Below are 17053 nucleotides of genomic sequence, written 5' to 3' on the forward strand. Positions count from 1 at the left end.
GGGCTTGCTCGCGAAAGCGGTGTGTCAGGCAATGATGATCTTGAACGTGCCGCCGCCTTCGCGGGCAAGCCCGCTCCCACAGAGATTCGGGTGGCGCTGAAGATGGTCGATTGGCCGCCGAATCATTGTGGGAGCGGGCTTGCTCGCGAAAGCGGAGTGTCAGGCAAAGATGATGCTGAATCTGCCGTCGCCTTCGCGGGCAAGCCCGCTCCCACAGGGATTCGGGTGGCGCTGAAGATGGTCGATTTGCCGCTGAATCATTGTGGGAGCGGGCTTGCTCGCGAAAGCGCCGGGTCAGGCAAATATGATCTTGAACCTGCCGCCGCCTTCGCGGGCAAGCCCGCTCACACAGAGATTCGGGTGGCGCTGAAGATGGTCGAATTGCCTCCGGATCATTGTGGGAGCGGGCTTGCTCGCGAAAGCGGTGTGTCAGGCAATGATGATCTTGAACGTGCCGCCGCCTTCGCGGGCAAGCCCGCTCCCACAGAGATTCGGGTGGCGCTGAAGATGGTCGATTGGCCGCCAAATCATTGTGGAAGCGGGCTTGCTCGCGAAAGCGGTGTGTCAGGCAATGATGATCTTGAACCTGCCGCCGCCTTCGCGGGCAAGCCCCCTCCCACAGGGATTCGGGTGGCGCTGAAGATGGTCGATTGGCCGCCAAATCATTGTGGGAGCGGGCTTGCTCGCGAAAGCGGAGTGTCAGGCAAAGATGATGCTGAACCTGCCGCCGCCTTCGCGGGCAAGCCCGCTCCCACAGGGAATCGGGTAGCGCTGAAGATGGTCGATTTGCCGCTGAATCATTGTGGGAGCGGGCTTGCTCGCGAAAGCGCCGGGTCAGGCAATGATGATCTTGAACCTGCCGCCGCCTTCGCGGGCAAGCCCGCTCCCACAGGGATTCGCGGTGTTGCTGACCAAGCGGGTTCGCCTTCTCATCCAACCTACCGCGCGCCCGGCCCGATCAACATGCTTTCAATCTCGGCGCCGGGCATCATCTGTTGCAAACCTTCGATGAGCTTGTCGCCCGCCTCGGTCAGCGCTTCCAGCGGCATCGCCGGCAGGCTTTCGAGGATGAACCACATATGCCGGGCCTGCGCATCGAGGCGGGTTCGCACGCCCTGGCGCCAGTTCCAGCGCCGGCAGGTCACGCCTTGGTCATCGCGCCAGACCACTTCACCAGCGTCCGCAAATTCATGCGCGGACACGCCCTCTTTCATCGTGTCGAACGGTTCGCTGCCATCGGCGACGACCAGACGTGGCGAACCAACATAGGCTTCGGCATTTTCGCCACCGACGGGGATTGCGTATTCAAGGCTGATGGCGTTGTACAGGTCGACCACCGGATCGATGCTCGGCAAGTCGCCGTCGCGCAACACACGTTTGCGCAGAGCCTCGGCGGAACAAGGCGTGCGCTGCGGTTTGGCGCCGAACAAACGAAAGACATCGGCCCAGGCCTGCAAATGCGCAGGCGCCCACGCCGGACCACCGGCAGCGACGATTTGACAGGCTTTGGCCAGTGCTTCACCGGCCACGTAAGCCTGAGTAATCGGCGCCGCTCGCACGACAATACTCAGCGCTCTGAAGCCCGGCGCCAGTTGCGCAACAGCCGGATCGATTGACGGCACGACAGACAGCATCCCAGAATCCCCCTCACACCCGAATTTCAGACGATGCTAGCGATCAATGACCAATAAAGTCAATATATCGACCGAGGCCGGGGCCGACGTCCAGACTGTCAGCGCAGCGGTTTCCCGCACGCTCAAACAAGCGCGCAAACAACAGAGCATCACCCTGGACGAACTGTCCCGGCGCTCCGGCGTGAGCAAAGGCATGGTAGTGGAAATCGAGAAAGGCTCGGCCAACCCGAGCATCGCGACCCTGTGCAAGATCGCTGCCGCGCTGGGCTTGTCAGTGGCGGACTTCGTCAACGTCGCAGACACACCAGCGGCGCACCTGATCGACAGCCAGGACATCCCAACGCTGTGGACCGGTGAGCTGGGCGGATCGGCGCGATTGCTGGCCGGCACCAGCGGCCCGAACATGCTCGAATTGTGGCGCTGGGAGTTGTTTCCCGGCGAGTCGTTTTCTTCCGCCGGGCACCCGAACGGCACCACAGAACTTTTTCACGTCGAGAAAGGCACGTTGCATCTGACGGTTGGCAATGTCGAACTGGTCGTCGGGCCTGGGTGTTCGGCGGTAGCGCGTACGGACGTGGCGCATGGGTACGCCAACCATGGGCGGTCGAAACTGGTTTTCACCATGTCGGTGACTGAGCTGCATCAGGGTGCCCGCGAAACTGCCTCGCCCTAGCCTCGGTAAGGCGGGCCAGGGAGGGCACGTTCGCGGCACCATTCAACCCCGCGAAACGTCCATCAATTGCGCGCCGGAAACACCACCCCGACCCGCCGCGCATACGCCATCCACGCGGCCTTCAACCGCTCAACTGTCTGCGGCTGCGCCCCCGCCAGATCAGTCGTCTCCCCGCGATCCCGTGCCAGATCAAACAACTGCCACTGCACCGGTTGCGCAGTGTCGCCCATTCCCACTTGCGGGCGCATCCCCAGCAACTTCAGATCACCCTCACGGTAATAGGCATTGCCAAACAGCTCACCCGCCAGCGCTCCTTCGTCATGCGGGCTGCCCTCGCCCGCCAGCATCGGCATCAATGACCGTCCGGTAATCGGCTGCTTGCCAGCATCATTCGGCACGGCAATGCCGGCGATCTCGAGAAAGGTCGGCGCCAGGTCGTCAACCCGTGCCACGCCGCGCTCGATCCCTTGGCGGCGCAACGCCTTGGGCAGCTGAATGATCGCCGGCACGCTGATGCCGCCCTCGGCCGTGGTGCCTTTGAACAGATGGAACGGCGCGGCGCTGACCTCGGCCCAACGCAAGCCATAGTCGGCTTGTGATCCCACACGTCCCAGGTTGGCCAGGCTGTTATCGGTACGCGGCCCCGGTGGATAGAACTGCGCGTGGTTCTCGCCCGCCGCGCCGTTGTCGGACATGAACACGATCAAGGTGTTGTCGTATTGGCCGCTTTTGCGCAGGTAGTCAAGCAAGCGGCCGATGTTGTCATCAAGGTTGTCGACCATGGCCGCATAGATCTCCATTTTGCGCGCGGCGATCTTGCGCTGTTCCGGACTCAATTGTTCCCAACCGGGCAGTTTCGAGTTGACCGGCAGCGGTTGTGCCGGCTGCGCATCCGCAGCGAGCAGGCCGAGCTTTTTCATGCGCTCGAGCCGTGACAGGCGCACGCTGTCGTAACCGTCGTCGAACCGCCCATGGTATTTGTCCAGATACGCTTGCGGTGCCTGCAACGGCCAATGCGGCGCGGTGTAGGCGGCGTAGGCAAAGAACGGCTTGCCGTCCTGTCTGACGTTCTGCAGATAGCCGATCAGCTTGTCGGTGTAGAAATCCGTGGAGTAAAAATTCTCCGGCACCTGCACGGCCCGACCGTTCTCGCGGTAATGCACCTGCTCGATCTTCGCCGGGTCGTCAGTCGCCGGCTTGAAGTGCGGCGCGCCGCCTTCAAGCAAGCTGAACGACTGGGCGAAACCGCGCTGATCCGGGCCCTGGTTCGCGTCCAGGCCCAAATGCCATTTGCCGGCCATCAGCGTGTGGTAACCGCCACGCTGCAACAGCTCGGCGACCGACCAGGCGCGCTCATTCAGATAACCCTCATATCCTGGTTTGCCGCGCTGGAACGGCTGTAATGCTTCGGCCATGGTACCGAGGCCGACCAGATGATTGTCGGTACCGGACAACAACATGGAGCGGGTGATCGAACAGGTCGGCGTCGCATACAGGCTGGTGAACTGCAAGCCTTCGCGGGCCAGTTGATCGAGGCTTGGCGTCTGGATCTCGCCGCCGTAACTGCCGAGGTCGGAGTACCCCAGATCGTCGGCAACGATCAGCAGAATATTCGGCTTGGCCGCAGCACCGGCAGCGGCCAGCGCCGCACCGCTGCCGAGGGTCAGCGCCGCGCAGAGCACGGGCCACAACGTTCGCAAAACAGGCATAGGGACTCTCTTGTTATTGGTCAGTCTTCGAAGATCGCCACCGCGCGGACAAACCCTGCCGAAGCATGTTTGATCTTGTACGGGAAGCACGACACGGTAAAACCGCTGGCCGGCAGCTGCTCGAGGTTGGCCAGTTTCTCCATCTGCCCGTAACCAATGTCGCGCCCGGCCTTATGCCCTTCCCAAATGATCGAGGCGTCGCCGCTGGCGGCGAACCGTTCGCGGGTGTATTTGAACGGTGCGTCCCAGCTCCAGGCATCGGTGCCAACCACCCGCACCCCACGTTCGAGCAGATACAGCGTCGCCTCGCGGCCAATGCCGACGCCGGCATCCAGATAACCCGGCTGGCCGAACAGCGCGCCGGCGCGGGTGTTGATCAGCACGATATCCAGCGCTTGCAGGTCATGCCCGATGCGCGCCAGCTCGGCTTCCACCTCGGCGGCAGTGACCACATGGCCGTCAGGCAGGTCGCGAAAATCCAGTTTCACCCCCGGCTGCAGGCACCACTCCAGCGGCAGTTCGTCGATGCCGAAGGCTGGCGCACCGCCGTCGGTGGTCGAGGCGTAATGCCACGGCGCGTCCATGTGCGTGCCGCTGTGAGTGGTAATGCTCAGGCGCTCGGCAGCCCAGGATTCGTTGCCGGGCATCTGCTCCAGTTGCAGGCCAGGGAACATCGCGGCCATTTCCGGCCAGCCTTGCTGGTGATCCATGTAATCGATCTTCGGCAGCAGCGGCGGCGGGTCCGTGTAAGGGTTGTTGTCGAGCGTCACCGAAAGATCGACAAGACGACGTTTACGCGCGATGGGCTGTGACATGGGAAGTCTCTCCGGGCAGGGGCAAATGCCGATAAGGGGCGGGATTCAAAGCGTTGCGCAGCAGTGCGGCGACATTGCCGTCATGGCTGAAGCCCGCCGCGCGGGCCTGGGGGGTTTTCAATGGCGGCAGACGTCCGAACAGCGCTTGCAGGTCAGCGTCGGGCGCAAAATTGATCAACGAGCGGCGTTGCTCGCCATAGGCCGCCGCCAGCGCATCGATCACTTGCGCAATCGACAACTGCAGCACCGGCAGTTGCCAGACTCGCTGTTGCGCGGCATGGCTCTGCAGTTCGGCGGCGTGGATCAGGTTGTTCACGCAGCAACGCGCCGACATCCACCACGCGGTTGCTTCCGGTGACACCGGGCAGCAGTAGTCGACGCCTTCGGCAAAGGCGCGCAGCAGGTCGCTCATGAAGGCCGAGCGCAAACCGTTGGGCTCACGCGGCCGCGCGACGATTCCCGGCAGGCGCACCGCGCGGCCATCCACTTCGCCGCGCCGGGCCAGATCGATCAACGCCTGCTCGACCATGGCCTTATGCGTGCCATAAGACAGTTGCGGGCGCAGCTCGGCCTGCTCGTTCATCCTCGCCGGAAGGTCGGCGCCGTACACCGCGACGCTGCTGGCGTACACCAGCACCGGTGGCCGCGCCTTGTTGCGCAATTGGTCGAGAAGTTCCAGGCTCGCCAGCAGGTTGACCTGATAGCCCGCCTCATAATCGTGTTCAGCCGCGCCGCCGGGAATGCTCACCAGATGAAACACCACATCGATGCCATCGGCGAGCACCCGACGCATCAATGCCGCGTCGGTCACGCTGCCGGTGTGCCGACGCAGGCGCGGATCGTCCGGCAAGCCCTGCACTTCGGTGTCCAGCACCAGTAACGAACGAATGACTTGCCCACGCAAACTGCCCCGCGAGAGCAAACAGCGCAGCAGTTCACGGCCGACGAAACCATTGGCGCCGGTGATCAATACACGCATGGGCGTTCCTCAGCCATGGGCTTTGACGACGCGCTGGTCGATGGCACCGAACAGCGAGCGACCAGTGCTGCCCGTAACGTCCATGCGCACCCGATCACCGAAGCGCATGAAGCCGGTTTGCGCAGCGCCCTGCTCGATCATTTCAATGGCGCGCCGCTCGGCGATGCATGCCGAGCCGGCGCTGCGCTCAGCGTTAGAGACGGTCCCTGACCCGATCAGCGTGCCGGCGCGCAGACGCCGTGTCAGTGCGGCGTGAGCGATCAGTTCACCGAAGTGAAAATTCATCTGCCCGCCGTGGGGCTGGCCGAAGCGTTCGCCGTTCCACTCGACATGCAGCGGCAAATGCACCCGGCCGTCGCGCCACGCCTCACCAAGTTCGTCCGGGGTGATCGCCAGCGGCGCAAAACTCGACGATGGCTTGGCCTGCAGGAAGCCGAAACCGGTGCGCATTTCCCGTGGCGCCAGGGCCCGCAAGCTGATGTCATTGATTTGCAGAATCAGTTTGATATGCGCCAAAGCGTCTTCAGCCGAGCAGCCCATCGGCACGTCGTCAACCAGCACGACAAACTCACCTTCGAAATCGATGCCCTGGCTTTCACTGGGCAACTCGATGTCATCGCGCGGGCCGATGAAATCATCGCCGGCGCCCTGATACATCAGCGGCGTGCGATCGGCGCCTTCAATGGGCTCAAGGTTGAACGCCTTCTGCATCAGCGCGCCGTGGCTGAGAAACGCCGAACCGTCGCACCACTGATAGGCACGCGGTAACGGCGCCATGGCCTGGGCGGGATCGAAGTCCGTCGCGTGGCGGGCGTCGCCCGCTTCCAGCTGCCGTGCCAGGGCCTGCAAGCGCGGCTCGACAAGCGGCCAGTTTTCAATGGCGTATTGCAGGGTCGGCGCGACAGCGCTGGCGTCCAGCGCGTGAATCATATCGGGCGAAACGACGACCAGCCGACCGTCGCGGGTGTTGTTTTTTACTGTGGCGAGTTTCATGCCCAGGCTCCCTGGCGCTGTTGCAGTTGGGCGGCAAAGCGCCCGTCGAGAAGAATGAAAACCATGCGAGCCATGGCCTCGGTGCGGTTGCTCCACGCGTGGTTGGTGCCGCGCTGGACCACCACGTCGCCGCGTTTGAGCTGGACTTCCTGATCGTCGAGCACCAGCCACACTTCGCCCTCGGTAACGATGCCGTAATCGAGGGTTTCAGTGCGATGCATCAACCTGTGCCGGGCGCTGGCATCGCCAGTGCCGGCCTCGGACTGACCCATCTCGGCGAACACTGCCGCTGCATCCACGGCGCTGATCTGGTTCTGCATGCTGTCCGGCGGAATGTCGACCACGCGGATCACGCTGCCGTGCGGGTCGGGGCTCAGTTGCAACGGTTTGTCCGTCGGGTCGCCGCCGTTGTCGAGGACAGCCGGGCTGGCGCTGCTGTTCCACAGTTCATGAAACACCGTGCCGGGCACCGCTTGCAGGGCGAATACGCTGGCGGTCGGGCCGCAACTGGCGATCACTGCGCGGCCATCGGCATCATGCCCGGTGACCACGCGTTTGAAGGGGGGAAGCGCTTGCATGGACATTCCTCGTTCAATGGCCGTTGCCAATGGAGTCTTGACTGCTGACAGCCGCACCCGGCAACAAACCGCCGAGCCTCGGTACGGACAGACAAAACAGCGCCACCACCAATTGCAGCCAACCGATGACGGCCAAGGCTTGTGGCAGGACAGAAACAGCGCCGGCGGTGATGGCGAGCACCATCAACGGGCTGACGAATTCACCGGCGAAAATCGCTGCAGTAAACCAACCGGCAGCGCGCCCGCGCTGCTCGAAACCGACTTGCGCCATGATCCAGGTGATCAGCGTTGGCAACATCAAACCGATGCCCAAACCGTTTACCAGCACCGCAACCACCACTTGCACATGGCTGTTCGCGCCGGCCATCAGCAAGCCGCCAACACCGGCCAGCCCAAAGGCAATCAGCAGCAAATGCTGACTGCGCAAGCCGCTGAGCAGGCGAAAACTCAAGGCCCCGACAAGCACGCCGAGCTGGTTGGCGCCCATGGTCATGCCGATCTGCTGCGGCGCATCGACGTGCAGCAGATTGAGCAGGTAACCGGCCTGCACCGGCACGATGAACAGGCTCAGCCCGGCCAGCAGGGCCAGCGCATACATCGGCGTCAGCGCGCGCCAGGGGAAAGCACGTTTCACCGGCTGCGCCAGGGTTGCCGCCATGGGCACACGCGGTTGCGGCTCCCAGAGTTGCCAGGCCATCAGCGGCAGAAAGATCAGCCCCACCGCGTACAGCGCGAACGGCGTGCGCCAATCGTTCTGGCCGAGAAAACCGCCGAGGGCGATGAACACCGCTGCTGACAACGAGGTCGCGACCATTTGCAAAGCGAACAGGCGTTCACGTCGCGCGCCGCTGTAGTAATCACCCATCAATGTCGTGCAGCAAGTCATGATTCCCGCCTCGGCCAGACCGATGCCGGCGCGGCTGGCGACGATCGCCGGCAACGACTCGAGCCACAATGGCAAGACGCCGCACAGCACATAGAGCGCCATGCTGGCCAGCAACAGCGGCTTGCGCCCGAGGCGATCAGCGATCATCCCGGCAAACGGCGCGAGCACGGCAATCATCAACGCGGGCAGGGTCAGCACGATCGGCACCAGCACCGCACTCCCCGATACCTCGGCGAAATGCGCCTGCATGCGCGGCAATACCGGCGCGAGCAACACCGCGCCAAGCACCGGCAGACAGCTGCCGAGCAGCAACAGCAGCGATTGCATCAGGCCGGCTTCACGGCGGTGGTCTGGCACTGCAGATTCAACGGCCATGACAGATCTCCCGTTGTCGCGATGGATGAACGTTGGCGACCACAGCACTGGGCGGTTGCGCCACGCTGATCACCTCGACCGAAGCTTCGGCGCCGCGTTGAGTGCGCTGAGCCGGTAGCAGGAAATACGCCAGCGCTGGCAGCAGCACCAATGCGCCGACCATGTTCCAGACGAACATGAATGCCAGCAGCACGCCCATGTCGGCCTGAAACTTGATCGGTGAAAAAATCCACGTCGCCACACCAATCGCGAGGGTAATTCCGGTGAGCATCACCACTTTGCCAGTCGACACAAGCGCTCGGTAATAGGCCTCGGACAGGCTCGCACCCTGGCGCAAATGGCCGAGCAGAATGCTCATCACGTACAGCGCGTAATCGACGCCGATACCCACGCCGAGGGCAATCACCGGCAAAGTCGCCACCTTGACCCCGATGTTCAGCCAGACCATCAGCGCCTCGCAGAGGATCGAGGTAACCATCAGCGGAATCACCGCGCACAGCGTCGCGCGCCAGGAACGGAAGGTAATCAGGCACAGGATGATCACCGCGCCATAGACCCAGAACAGCATCTCGCGGTTGGCCTGTTTGACGACGATGTTGGTCGCCGCTTCGATGCCGGCATTGCCGGCGGCGAGGAGAAACTGCACATCCTGATTGTTGTTCGCAGCGGCGAATTGCTCGACGTGCTCGACCAGCCGCGTGAGAGTTTCGGCCTTGTGGTCGGTCAGGTAGGCGTACAACGTCAGCAGGCTGCAATCCTCGTTGTACAAACCGCGCGGGGCACTGGCGGTGATCATGTTGAGCATCGCCTGATTGTTCTGCAGTTCGTACCACTTGGCGCTGCCTTCGCTCAGGCCGACCAGCATGCGTCGGTTGAGCAACGCCAGCGAGTTGGTCGAATCCACCCCCGGCAGCGCACGCAGTTGCCAGTCCAGTGCATCGACCTTGGCCAGAATGTCGTAGCGCGCACATTGCCCGGGCGGCGTCTTGACCATCACTGCGAACAGGTCGCTGCTGGCACCGTAGTGCCGGGTCAGAAAAGCGTCGTCCTGGTTGTAGCGCGAGTCGGCGCGCAGCTCCGGGGCACCGGCATTGAGGTCGCCGATTTTCAGTTGCAGGCTGACGATAAATCCAAGCGCCGCCAGCGCCAGGCTAACCGCGATGCACAGGCTGGCCCAGCGCCGCCGAGTGAACAGATCGAGAAAACGCCAGAAGCCATGGCGGCGCTGGCCGGCCTGTTCGCCCTGCTCGCTTTTCAGGCTCAGTTGCGCGGCGCGTGGCGTGACGCCGACATAGGACAGCAACACCGGCAGCAGGATCAGGTTGGTGAAAATCAGCACCGCCACGCCAATACTGGCGATCACTGCCAGATCCTGAATCACCTGGATCTTGATCAGCATCAGCACCGCAAACCCCACAGCATCACACAGCAGCGCGGTCAGCCCGGCCAGGAACAACCGGCGAAAGGTGAAACGCGCGGCGACCACGCGGTGCATGCCACGGCCGATGTCCTGCATGATGCCGTTCATTTTCTGCGCGCCGTGGCTCATGCCGATGGCGAACACCAGAAACGGCACCAGCACCGAATAGGGATCGAGCTGATAGTCGAGCAGCGGCAACAGGCCGAGCTGCCAGACCACCGCCACCAGCGAGCAGAACACCACCAGCACGGTGCTGCGCAGGCAGCGGGTGTACCAGAACAGCACAGCGGTGGTGATCAGAATCGCCACGGCGAAAAACAACAGAATCTGCTTGAGCCCTTCAATCAGGTCGCCGACTTTCTTGGCGAAACCGGTGATGTGGATACCAATTTTGTCGCTCTGGTATTCGCTGCGCAGCGCTTCGAGTTGCTCAGACAACAGCGAATAATTCAGCGCCTGGCCATCGCTGGTGGTTGCCAGCAGCGGCACGTAAATGATGCTTGAGGTCTGGTCGAACGCTACCAGTTGCCCGAGTTCATTGGAGCGTTGCACGTTGCGGCGCAAGGCATCGAGATTCGCCTGAGTGCCAGCGTAATCGTCGGGGATCACCGGGCCGCCATCCAGCCCGTCTTCGGTCACCGCGACCCAGCGGGTCGCGGGTGTCCACAACGACTTCATATAGGCGCGATCGACACCAGGCAGCAGGTACAGCTTGTCGCTCAGGGCCTGCAGGGCTTTCAGGTAGTCGGCGTCATAGATATCGCCCTGACGATTGGCGACGACGATGCGCAGCGAATTGCCCAGACCGCTGAGCTGTTTCTGGTGCTCAAGGTAATTAGCAATGTACGGCTGTTGCGTCGGAATCATCTTTTCGAAACTGGCATTCAGTTCGATGCGCATGGCCTGATAACCCAGCAGCAGCGTAGTGACCAGACACACCAGCAAGACCCACAGCCGATGGTTGAACAGCGTGCGTTCCACCAGCGAACCGGAGCGCGGATCGAAACTCGCCAGGCTGGCCGTGGCGTTGTCGAATGACTTCATAACCTCACTCCGAAGCAATAACGGTGGGCGCTGCCAAGCGCGTCAACCCGGTGAACCCGGCCAGCACCAGACTGCCGTCGGCGGCCTGCACAACGCTGGCGACCGGTTTGCCCAACGGCGCGCCGTAAGGCTTTAGCTGTGCCTGCGCATCAGCTTGAGTGCGGAAAAGTGCGCCGCCCTGATTGACCAACAGCAACTGGCCGTCGACGGTGCGGATCGCGTCACTGAAGGACACTGGCATCGGCACTGGCGCCGGAACAAAACTGCTGCCGTTGTCGCGGGACACGAAGGCGTTGCCCTTCAAACCCGCCGCGAGCAAGGTGCCGTCGTCGCGCACCTGAACAGCAAAGAAACTGCCGCTGTAAGGACTGTCCAGAGCAGCGAAAGAATGTCCGCCATCATTGGAGCGCGCCAGATAACCCTGTTCGCCGGCGATGAACCACTGCGCACCGTGCGCGGCGAGCGCATACAAATGCGCGCCTGCCGGGTTGTCGATCTGGCCGATCAGCGACTGCCAGCTCGCCCCGCCGTCCTCGGTTCTGAACGCAAGGCCATAGGCGCCAACGATCAAGCCGTGGCGGGCATCGGTGAATGTCAGCGCCAGAAACGGTTTGTCCGCACCTTCCGCGATCAGGCGTTCAGCGTTTTGCACCCGCACGGCAGCGGCATCGGTGTCGCTGGCATTGGCCATTTCTGTGCGGGCGGCGTCCAGTTCGAGCTGCGCGGCGCGACGGCCGTCCAGTTGGAGCGACCAGGTTTCACCGCCGTCAGCGGACATCAGCACTGCTGCGCCATGGCCGACCGCCCAGCCATGATCGGCATCGACGAATTGCACCGCCGTCAGGCTCACCGACACTGGCACTGATGCCTGGCGCCAGGTGGCGCCATTGTCATCAGAAAGCAAGACAATGCCGCGTTCGCCGACCGCCACCAGCCGCGCGCCGGCACGCGCCAGGTCGAGCAACACCGCGCGTTCAGCCTGCGGCGAATGCATTGCCGGCGTGCTCAACACATCGCCGACCGCCGCCTCGGCGGCGCTCAAGGGCAACGCCCAAGGCAACGCCAACGTCAGCAAGCCCATCAGCTGACAGATTCTGTTCATACCCACCTCGAAAACCTGTGTGAAACCGGACCGCGACCTGCGCCGCGATCTGGCCCGATTCAGCGAACGCCCGCACCCGCCATCGCCGCCGGCGAGAACTCCGAAGGCTTGTAGCGATCGACCACGCCGTACTGCTCGGGCAGGCCGGTGTAGACGTTCTGGATAAACCAGGCGCCGGATGTCAGGTCATAGAACCCCGAAGACAGTTGCGCCTGCGCCGGCAGATCCGGCAATACTGCCGGCAGCGACCACAGGGTCTTGGCCAGTTGGCCGTTGGCGTCCCAGCGATCACCGAGCATCGCTTGCCAGGTGTCTTCGTCGAGGTAGTAGCGGCCCTTCGGCAACTGATGACGCTTGCCCGGTGCCAGTTCGGCATCAATCACCCACACGCGATGCAGCTCCCAGCGCACGTAATCAGGATTCATGTGATGCGCCGAAAACAGGTCTTCGGGCTTGTTGGCGGTGAGAACCTTGTTGGTGTTGTAAGGGATGTACATTTCCTGCTTGCCGACCAGTTTCCAGTCGAAGCGATCCATGCGCCCCTGAAACACGCTCAACTCATCGAACGACATCACGCCAGCGGTAGCCGGGGTCGGCGTGTCGCAGCAGGCGTTGGGCAACTTGCGCACTCGGCGCTGGCCAGTCAGGTAAACGTGAGCCTGTGACTTGTCGCCGTTGATGTTGGTGCGGCCCATGATCTGCTCACCGGCACGCAGCGGCGGACCGACGTTGAGCAGACGGAACAGCCAGTAATCACCAGCGAATGTCTCGGGTGAGCCGTCCTGGTAGTAATACGGCATGTCCTGAATCGCCTGGCCATCGGTGGTCATTACCGACTTGCCGTCAGCGGTCATCAGATAATGGCGAAAATGCATGGCCAGCGAGGTGCCGCGCCAGTTCAGCACATGGTTCCACATGGCCTCGGCGCCGTTGCGCGGGATCGGGAACGGAATGCCGCCAAATGCGCCTTCCGGCACTGGCCCGGCGCTGCTTTCGACCAGTCTGGCGCGGGTCGCGTTTTTCAGCGTGTTGTCATACACCCACTGCGGTGCGGCGGCCGAGCGCCGGGTCGGATAGATGTCGATGCGATAGGTTTCAGGGTAACGCTTGAACATTTCCTTGCTGCCATCGCTGAGTTTGCTGGCGTACTGCGCGAGGTTTTTCGAGGTGATGCTGAACAGCGGTTTGTCCGCCGCGAAGGGGTCACTGCGCTTGCCGCCCGGTTTGTACGACGGATCGACCTTGGTGTAACCGCCCTGCCATGCCGGAATGCTGCCGTCAGCGTTGCCGGCACGCTCGGCGCCCATCGGCGTCAGGGTCGTCGACAGTTTCGCCGCTTCCTCGGCAGTGGCGGCGGTTGCGCATTGGCTCAGAACAACGAGCGAACCCAGCAGTGCAAAGCACACAGCCTTGAGTCGAAAGGCGCGGTGATGGTGATGAACAGTCATGCGCAAGTCCTCTTAAAACGTGGTCTTGACGGAAAAGGCCAGGTAATCCCGATCCTTCAGCGATTGTTTGTAATTGAACTGGCTGAGGCCGTTGAGGTTGGTGTCCTCGGCCCCGTAGTAATGGGTGTAGGTCAGGCCGGCGGTGACGCGGTCAAGGTAAGTGGCGGTGATGCCGATGTTGATGTCGCCGCCGTTGTCCGGGCCGAACGAGCTGACCACCGCCGATTTGCCCAAGGGGAAGTAGCTGACGCCCACCGGGATGCTGATATCGATGCCGGAGAAGAACTGCCGGTAGGTCGGCGTGTACACCACTTTGAAACCAAGGCCATCGTCGGTAGCGTTGGGGTCGAGTGCGGCGCGGTTTTTGGTCACGCTGAGCAGGCGGTTCCACGCCACTTCGCCGACCAGTCCGGATTCGCGCGCAAGAAAGTTCGGGCCGAACGAGGCGATCACGTTGAGATTGACGTGGGCCGTGCGACCCACCGCGTAGAGCGCGTCGTCATCGTTGTCGGCGACGACGCCTGGCAACACGGTCTGGCCGTTGGAGATCAGCGGCATGTTCCAGCGCATCGACGCCTCACCAGCGAAGCTGTACTCGTCCATGGTCGTGGCAAAACTGGCGCCGAGGGCGCGAATGTCTTCCGGGTAGACCCAGTAATACTCGCCAATCTGACCGCTGCTGAAGTTGGGCGCGCCGGCCGAGGGCTTCAGGTACAGCTTGGGCGTCTTGTCGTGATACTGGATCGCGTAGAGGCCGTATTCGACACTTTCGGCGCTGTATTTGAGCTGCAGACCGCCCTGCCCCGAACTGCGTGCTTCCTTGTCATTGCCATGGAAAAACGCCGCCGGGCTGGCTGGATTGCCGCCGAGAAACGCCGGAAACGGTGCGCCGACAATCAGCCGCTCGGTACCCTCGCCGATGGTGTCGCTGGTGGAGAAATAGCTTCCCGCCGCCGGCAGGCGTGTCTCTTCCCATTCGAGCTGATAGTAGCCACCGAGCGAGACGTCGTCGGTCAGCTGGAACGTGCCCGACAGTTGATTGACCGGTCGGGTGATTTCCTTGAACTGTGTGTTCGGCACCGACTGCGCCTTGACCACGTCGACCGGGGCCATGCCGCCGGCAATGCCGTTGGCGCCGAAAAACAGGCTCTCGCCCCAGATCAGGCCGTGACGCCCGGCGCGCACCGAGGTCGCGCGGTCGGCCAGTTCGCCGTTCCAGTACACAAAGGCATCGAGAATTTCCGCGTCGCCACCGTGCAGGTGACGGGTGTCATCGGTGAACTCGTCGTAATCCACCGAGCGCGCGTTGGCACGAGACGGATCGTTGTTGTCGTTGCTGCCTTGATACTCAGTGTCGTACCACCCCGCGCCACTCAAGCGTGCGCCGAAATCCCGATACGACAGATCGAGTTCGGACAGGATGTCGGTACGGTTGGAGATCAGGCCTTTCTTGAATGCGCGATCGCCGTCGTCCTGATTCAGCGCAACCTGACCTTCGGACAATTTGCTGCTCGGGTTTTGCGTGCGCCACGCGGCGCTGTACTTCACCGTGTTGTCCCAGCGCAATTTGAAATCCGGGTTGCCGGTATCGATGTCGAACGCCTGCGCCGCCTGGCTGCACAGCACCAGCACGGCAGCGATACTCAAACCGAAGGGTGCAGACGAGCAGACCCGGCGACGCGCAAGCGCCGCAGTCGTAGAACTAACCATCGCGTTAACCTCTTGTTTTTATAGTGGTAACTGCTGTGGGTGGGGCGTTTGAACGGCTAGATGGGCTCCGCCGTACGCGCGAGCATCTGCTTGACCAGACCGATGCGATCGAAGCTGCGGTCGTGCTGCATCTCCTTGTCGCCGGCCAGCACCGAGCTGTCGCTGATGTATTTGCAACGTTCGAATCGCCGCGCCATGAAGCGCTGCAACTGCGCCTCGACACTCATGGCGGACGAATCGCGGGTGAGTTCTTCGCTGAGCACGATTGCATCTTCGATGGCCATGCCAGCACCCTGGCCCAGGTGCGGAGTCGTGGCGTGAGCCGCATCGCCAATCAGTAGCACCCGCCCGCGATGCCACGGCTCATCGACGAACACCACTTCCATCGGCTTGTAAACGACTTGGCCGCTGTCGGTGATTTGCTCGCGCAGTTCGCCAATCAGGCCGGTAAAGCCTTGCAGGCGTTGGCGCATCTGCGGGGCGAGATCGGCCGGGTCCATCCATGGGTTGGACGGCTCGTGCGAAGTCAGAAACAGGTACATCAGATCACCGGCCAGCGGCACCAGCCCGGCATTGCCTTCGGCGCTCTGGTAGTTGGCCAGGTGATCGATCTGTGGTGCGCGGGGGAAGTTGTAGCGCCATACCGATTGGCCGGTGAAACGCGGGGTGTAGGTGTCGCCGAAGACCAGGCTGCGCACTTTCGAGAACAGACCGTCGGCCCCGACAACCAGGTCGTAGACACCGCGACTGCCGTCGGTGAACAGCACGTCGACCTGCTGGCCGTTGTCGTCCAGCGTTTCGACGCTCAGGCCCAGACGCACTTTCGCGCCAAGCCCAAGGGCAGTTTCGCTGAGCACCTTGTGCAGTGCCAGTCGCGAAATACCGACGTTGGCCGGGTACTGCGGGCCGGCTAGACGCTGCCCCGCAATACGCGCCAGTTGCTGCCCGCCCGGGCCGTAGATGGCCACATCTTCAAAGGCGTAAGCCGCATCGAGATAACCGTCGAGCACGCCCAGTTTGGCCATCTCGCGTACCACGTTGCTCTGCTGAATAATCCCGACGCCGTAGACCGTCCACTCGGACTTGAGCTCGATCAGGTCGACCTCGATGCCTTTGCGCCGCAACGCGATGGCCGCGCACAAGCCGCCAATACCACCGCCCACGATCAGAACGTTGTTCACTGCACTCATGGCTCACTCTCTTTTTATTCTTGTGATCGAAGCAGCGTCGGGCACTGCGTCGTTGGGTGAAGCTTCCCGGCAAAGCAGGGATTTGACTAATCGCGAGTGGGGATGCGATGTATCGCCGTACGCGATACCTCGATTTACCCCGACACTGGCCTCGGCTCGGGCAGCAACACCCGCAACCAACCGTCCTCTTCGCGCGAGGCCAATGCCTCCAGCGACTGCCCCAGACACGGGCCGTAGACGCATTCGCCGGTACTCGGCAGGAACTGCGCGCCGTGGGCATAGCAGACGATCAACTGGCCATCGGCCGACAGAAAACGGTCCTTGCGGTACTCCATGCGCACGTCCAGATGTGGGCAACGGTTGCGATAGATCCGCACCTGACCGTCATGGCGCAGAGCAAACAGACTGTCGCGGCCCTGCTGCAACGGATCGAAGCCACGCGCCTGCCCTTCCAGCAATTCATCCAGGCGACACAACGGCCACTCGCGCTCACTCAT

Annotated in this window: 14 protein-coding genes; 1 reads left to right on the forward strand and 13 read right to left on the reverse strand. The window is 62.5% G+C overall.

Annotation, left to right across the window (positions count from 1 at the left end; all coding sequences use genetic code 11):
* Positions 1 to 938: 938 nt before the first annotated feature.
* Entirely contained in the window at positions 939 to 1634 is a 696-nt protein-coding gene (locus ACP7D9_RS22630; protein WP_426159657.1) for a B3/B4 domain-containing protein, read from the reverse strand.
* 46 nt (positions 1635 to 1680) lie between these two features.
* On the opposite strand from ACP7D9_RS22630, the gene ACP7D9_RS22635 reads away from it, so the two are divergent.
* A complete protein-coding gene (locus tag ACP7D9_RS22635) occupies positions 1681 to 2307 on the forward strand; it encodes an XRE family transcriptional regulator (RefSeq protein WP_426159658.1) in 627 nt (208 codons plus the stop codon).
* Positions 2308 to 2369: 62 nt separating this feature from the next.
* Here ACP7D9_RS22635 and ACP7D9_RS22640 read toward each other — a convergent pair whose 3' ends face one another.
* The 12 genes from ACP7D9_RS22640 to ACP7D9_RS22695 form a co-directional block, all read right to left on the reverse strand.
* Positions 2370 to 4016 carry an arylsulfatase gene (locus tag ACP7D9_RS22640; RefSeq protein WP_426159659.1) on the reverse strand — a complete coding sequence of 549 codons (1647 nt, stop codon included), beginning with the start codon at positions 4014 to 4016 and terminating at the stop codon, positions 2370 to 2372.
* Positions 4017 to 4036: 20 nt separating this feature from the next.
* Positions 4037 to 4831 (reverse strand): cyclase family protein, encoded by a 795-nt coding sequence (locus tag ACP7D9_RS22645; RefSeq protein ID WP_397478899.1) that lies wholly within the window; start codon positions 4829 to 4831, stop codon positions 4037 to 4039.
* The gene (locus ACP7D9_RS22650) at positions 4809 to 5810 is read right to left on the reverse strand and encodes an NAD-dependent epimerase/dehydratase family protein (protein WP_313006130.1); all 1002 of its coding nucleotides are present in this window, start codon (positions 5808 to 5810) and stop codon (positions 4809 to 4811) included. The genes ACP7D9_RS22645 and ACP7D9_RS22650 overlap by 23 nt, the downstream gene beginning before the upstream one ends.
* 9 nt (positions 5811 to 5819) lie before the next feature.
* Positions 5820 to 6803: a fumarylacetoacetate hydrolase family protein gene (locus ACP7D9_RS22655; protein WP_426159660.1), complete on the reverse strand. Its 984-nt coding sequence runs from the start codon at positions 6801 to 6803 to the stop codon at positions 5820 to 5822.
* Positions 6800 to 7381, reverse strand: a complete 582-nt coding sequence (locus tag ACP7D9_RS22660; RefSeq protein ID WP_426159661.1) for a cupin domain-containing protein — start codon at positions 7379 to 7381, stop codon at positions 6800 to 6802. The genes ACP7D9_RS22655 and ACP7D9_RS22660 overlap by 4 nt, the downstream gene beginning before the upstream one ends.
* Positions 7382 to 7394: 13 nt before the next feature.
* Positions 7395 to 8642, reverse strand: a complete 1248-nt coding sequence (locus ACP7D9_RS22665; RefSeq protein WP_313006126.1) for an MFS transporter — start codon at positions 8640 to 8642, stop codon at positions 7395 to 7397.
* On the reverse strand, positions 8632 to 11106 hold the full coding sequence (locus ACP7D9_RS22670; protein ID WP_426159662.1) for an efflux RND transporter permease subunit: 2475 nt from the start codon (positions 11104 to 11106) through the stop codon (positions 8632 to 8634). The genes ACP7D9_RS22665 and ACP7D9_RS22670 overlap by 11 nt, the downstream gene beginning before the upstream one ends.
* Before the next feature lie 4 nt (positions 11107 to 11110).
* Entirely contained in the window at positions 11111 to 12208 is a 1098-nt protein-coding gene (locus ACP7D9_RS22675; RefSeq protein WP_426159663.1) for a WD40/YVTN/BNR-like repeat-containing protein, read from the reverse strand.
* 59 nt (positions 12209 to 12267) lie between these two features.
* Positions 12268 to 13656: a DUF1329 domain-containing protein gene (locus tag ACP7D9_RS22680; RefSeq protein WP_313006122.1), complete on the reverse strand. Its 1389-nt coding sequence runs from the start codon at positions 13654 to 13656 to the stop codon at positions 12268 to 12270.
* A 12-nt stretch (positions 13657 to 13668) separates the two neighbouring features.
* Positions 13669 to 15366 (reverse strand): DUF1302 domain-containing protein, encoded by a 1698-nt coding sequence (locus ACP7D9_RS22685; protein ID WP_426159664.1) that lies wholly within the window; start codon positions 15364 to 15366, stop codon positions 13669 to 13671.
* A 56-nt stretch (positions 15367 to 15422) separates the two neighbouring features.
* On the reverse strand, positions 15423 to 16556 hold the full coding sequence (locus ACP7D9_RS22690; RefSeq protein WP_313006117.1) for an FAD-dependent oxidoreductase: 1134 nt from the start codon (positions 16554 to 16556) through the stop codon (positions 15423 to 15425).
* A gap of 134 nt (positions 16557 to 16690) precedes the next feature.
* Positions 16691 to 17053 carry a Rieske (2Fe-2S) protein gene (locus ACP7D9_RS22695; protein ID WP_313006115.1) on the reverse strand — a complete coding sequence of 121 codons (363 nt, stop codon included), beginning with the start codon at positions 17051 to 17053 and terminating at the stop codon, positions 16691 to 16693.

This window comes from Pseudomonas sp. TSRC2-2, assembly GCF_049897785.1.
Lineage (GTDB): Bacteria > Pseudomonadota > Gammaproteobacteria > Pseudomonadales > Pseudomonadaceae > Aquipseudomonas.

What these genes read in the sequence shown, in the direction of transcription:
- ACP7D9_RS22630 (WP_426159657.1), bottom strand. Translation starts at nt 1,634, where the DNA reads ATGCTGTCTGTCGTGCCGTCAATCGATCCGGCTGTTGCGCAACTGGCG.
- ACP7D9_RS22635 (WP_426159658.1), top strand. Translation starts at nt 1,681, where the DNA reads ATGACCAATAAAGTCAATATATCGACCGAGGCCGGGGCCGACGTCCAG.
- ACP7D9_RS22640 (WP_426159659.1), bottom strand. Translation starts at nt 4,016, where the DNA reads ATGCCTGTTTTGCGAACGTTGTGGCCCGTGCTCTGCGCGGCGCTGACC.
- ACP7D9_RS22645 (WP_397478899.1), bottom strand. Translation starts at nt 4,831, where the DNA reads ATGTCACAGCCCATCGCGCGTAAACGTCGTCTTGTCGATCTTTCGGTG.
- ACP7D9_RS22650 (WP_313006130.1), bottom strand. Translation starts at nt 5,810, where the DNA reads ATGCGTGTATTGATCACCGGCGCCAATGGTTTCGTCGGCCGTGAACTG.
- ACP7D9_RS22655 (WP_426159660.1), bottom strand. Translation starts at nt 6,803, where the DNA reads ATGAAACTCGCCACAGTAAAAAACAACACCCGCGACGGTCGGCTGGTC.
- ACP7D9_RS22660 (WP_426159661.1), bottom strand. Translation starts at nt 7,381, where the DNA reads ATGCAAGCGCTTCCCCCCTTCAAACGCGTGGTCACCGGGCATGATGCC.
- ACP7D9_RS22665 (WP_313006126.1), bottom strand. Translation starts at nt 8,642, where the DNA reads ATGGCCGTTGAATCTGCAGTGCCAGACCACCGCCGTGAAGCCGGCCTG.
- ACP7D9_RS22670 (WP_426159662.1), bottom strand. Translation starts at nt 11,106, where the DNA reads ATGAAGTCATTCGACAACGCCACGGCCAGCCTGGCGAGTTTCGATCCG.
- ACP7D9_RS22675 (WP_426159663.1), bottom strand. Translation starts at nt 12,208, where the DNA reads ATGAACAGAATCTGTCAGCTGATGGGCTTGCTGACGTTGGCGTTGCCT.
- ACP7D9_RS22680 (WP_313006122.1), bottom strand. Translation starts at nt 13,656, where the DNA reads ATGACTGTTCATCACCATCACCGCGCCTTTCGACTCAAGGCTGTGTGC.
- ACP7D9_RS22685 (WP_426159664.1), bottom strand. Translation starts at nt 15,366, where the DNA reads ATGGTTAGTTCTACGACTGCGGCGCTTGCGCGTCGCCGGGTCTGCTCG.
- ACP7D9_RS22690 (WP_313006117.1), bottom strand. Translation starts at nt 16,556, where the DNA reads ATGAGTGCAGTGAACAACGTTCTGATCGTGGGCGGTGGTATTGGCGGC.
- ACP7D9_RS22695 (WP_313006115.1), bottom strand. Translation starts at nt 17,053, where the DNA reads ATGAGTGAGCGCGAGTGGCCGTTGTGTCGCCTGGATGAATTGCTGGAA.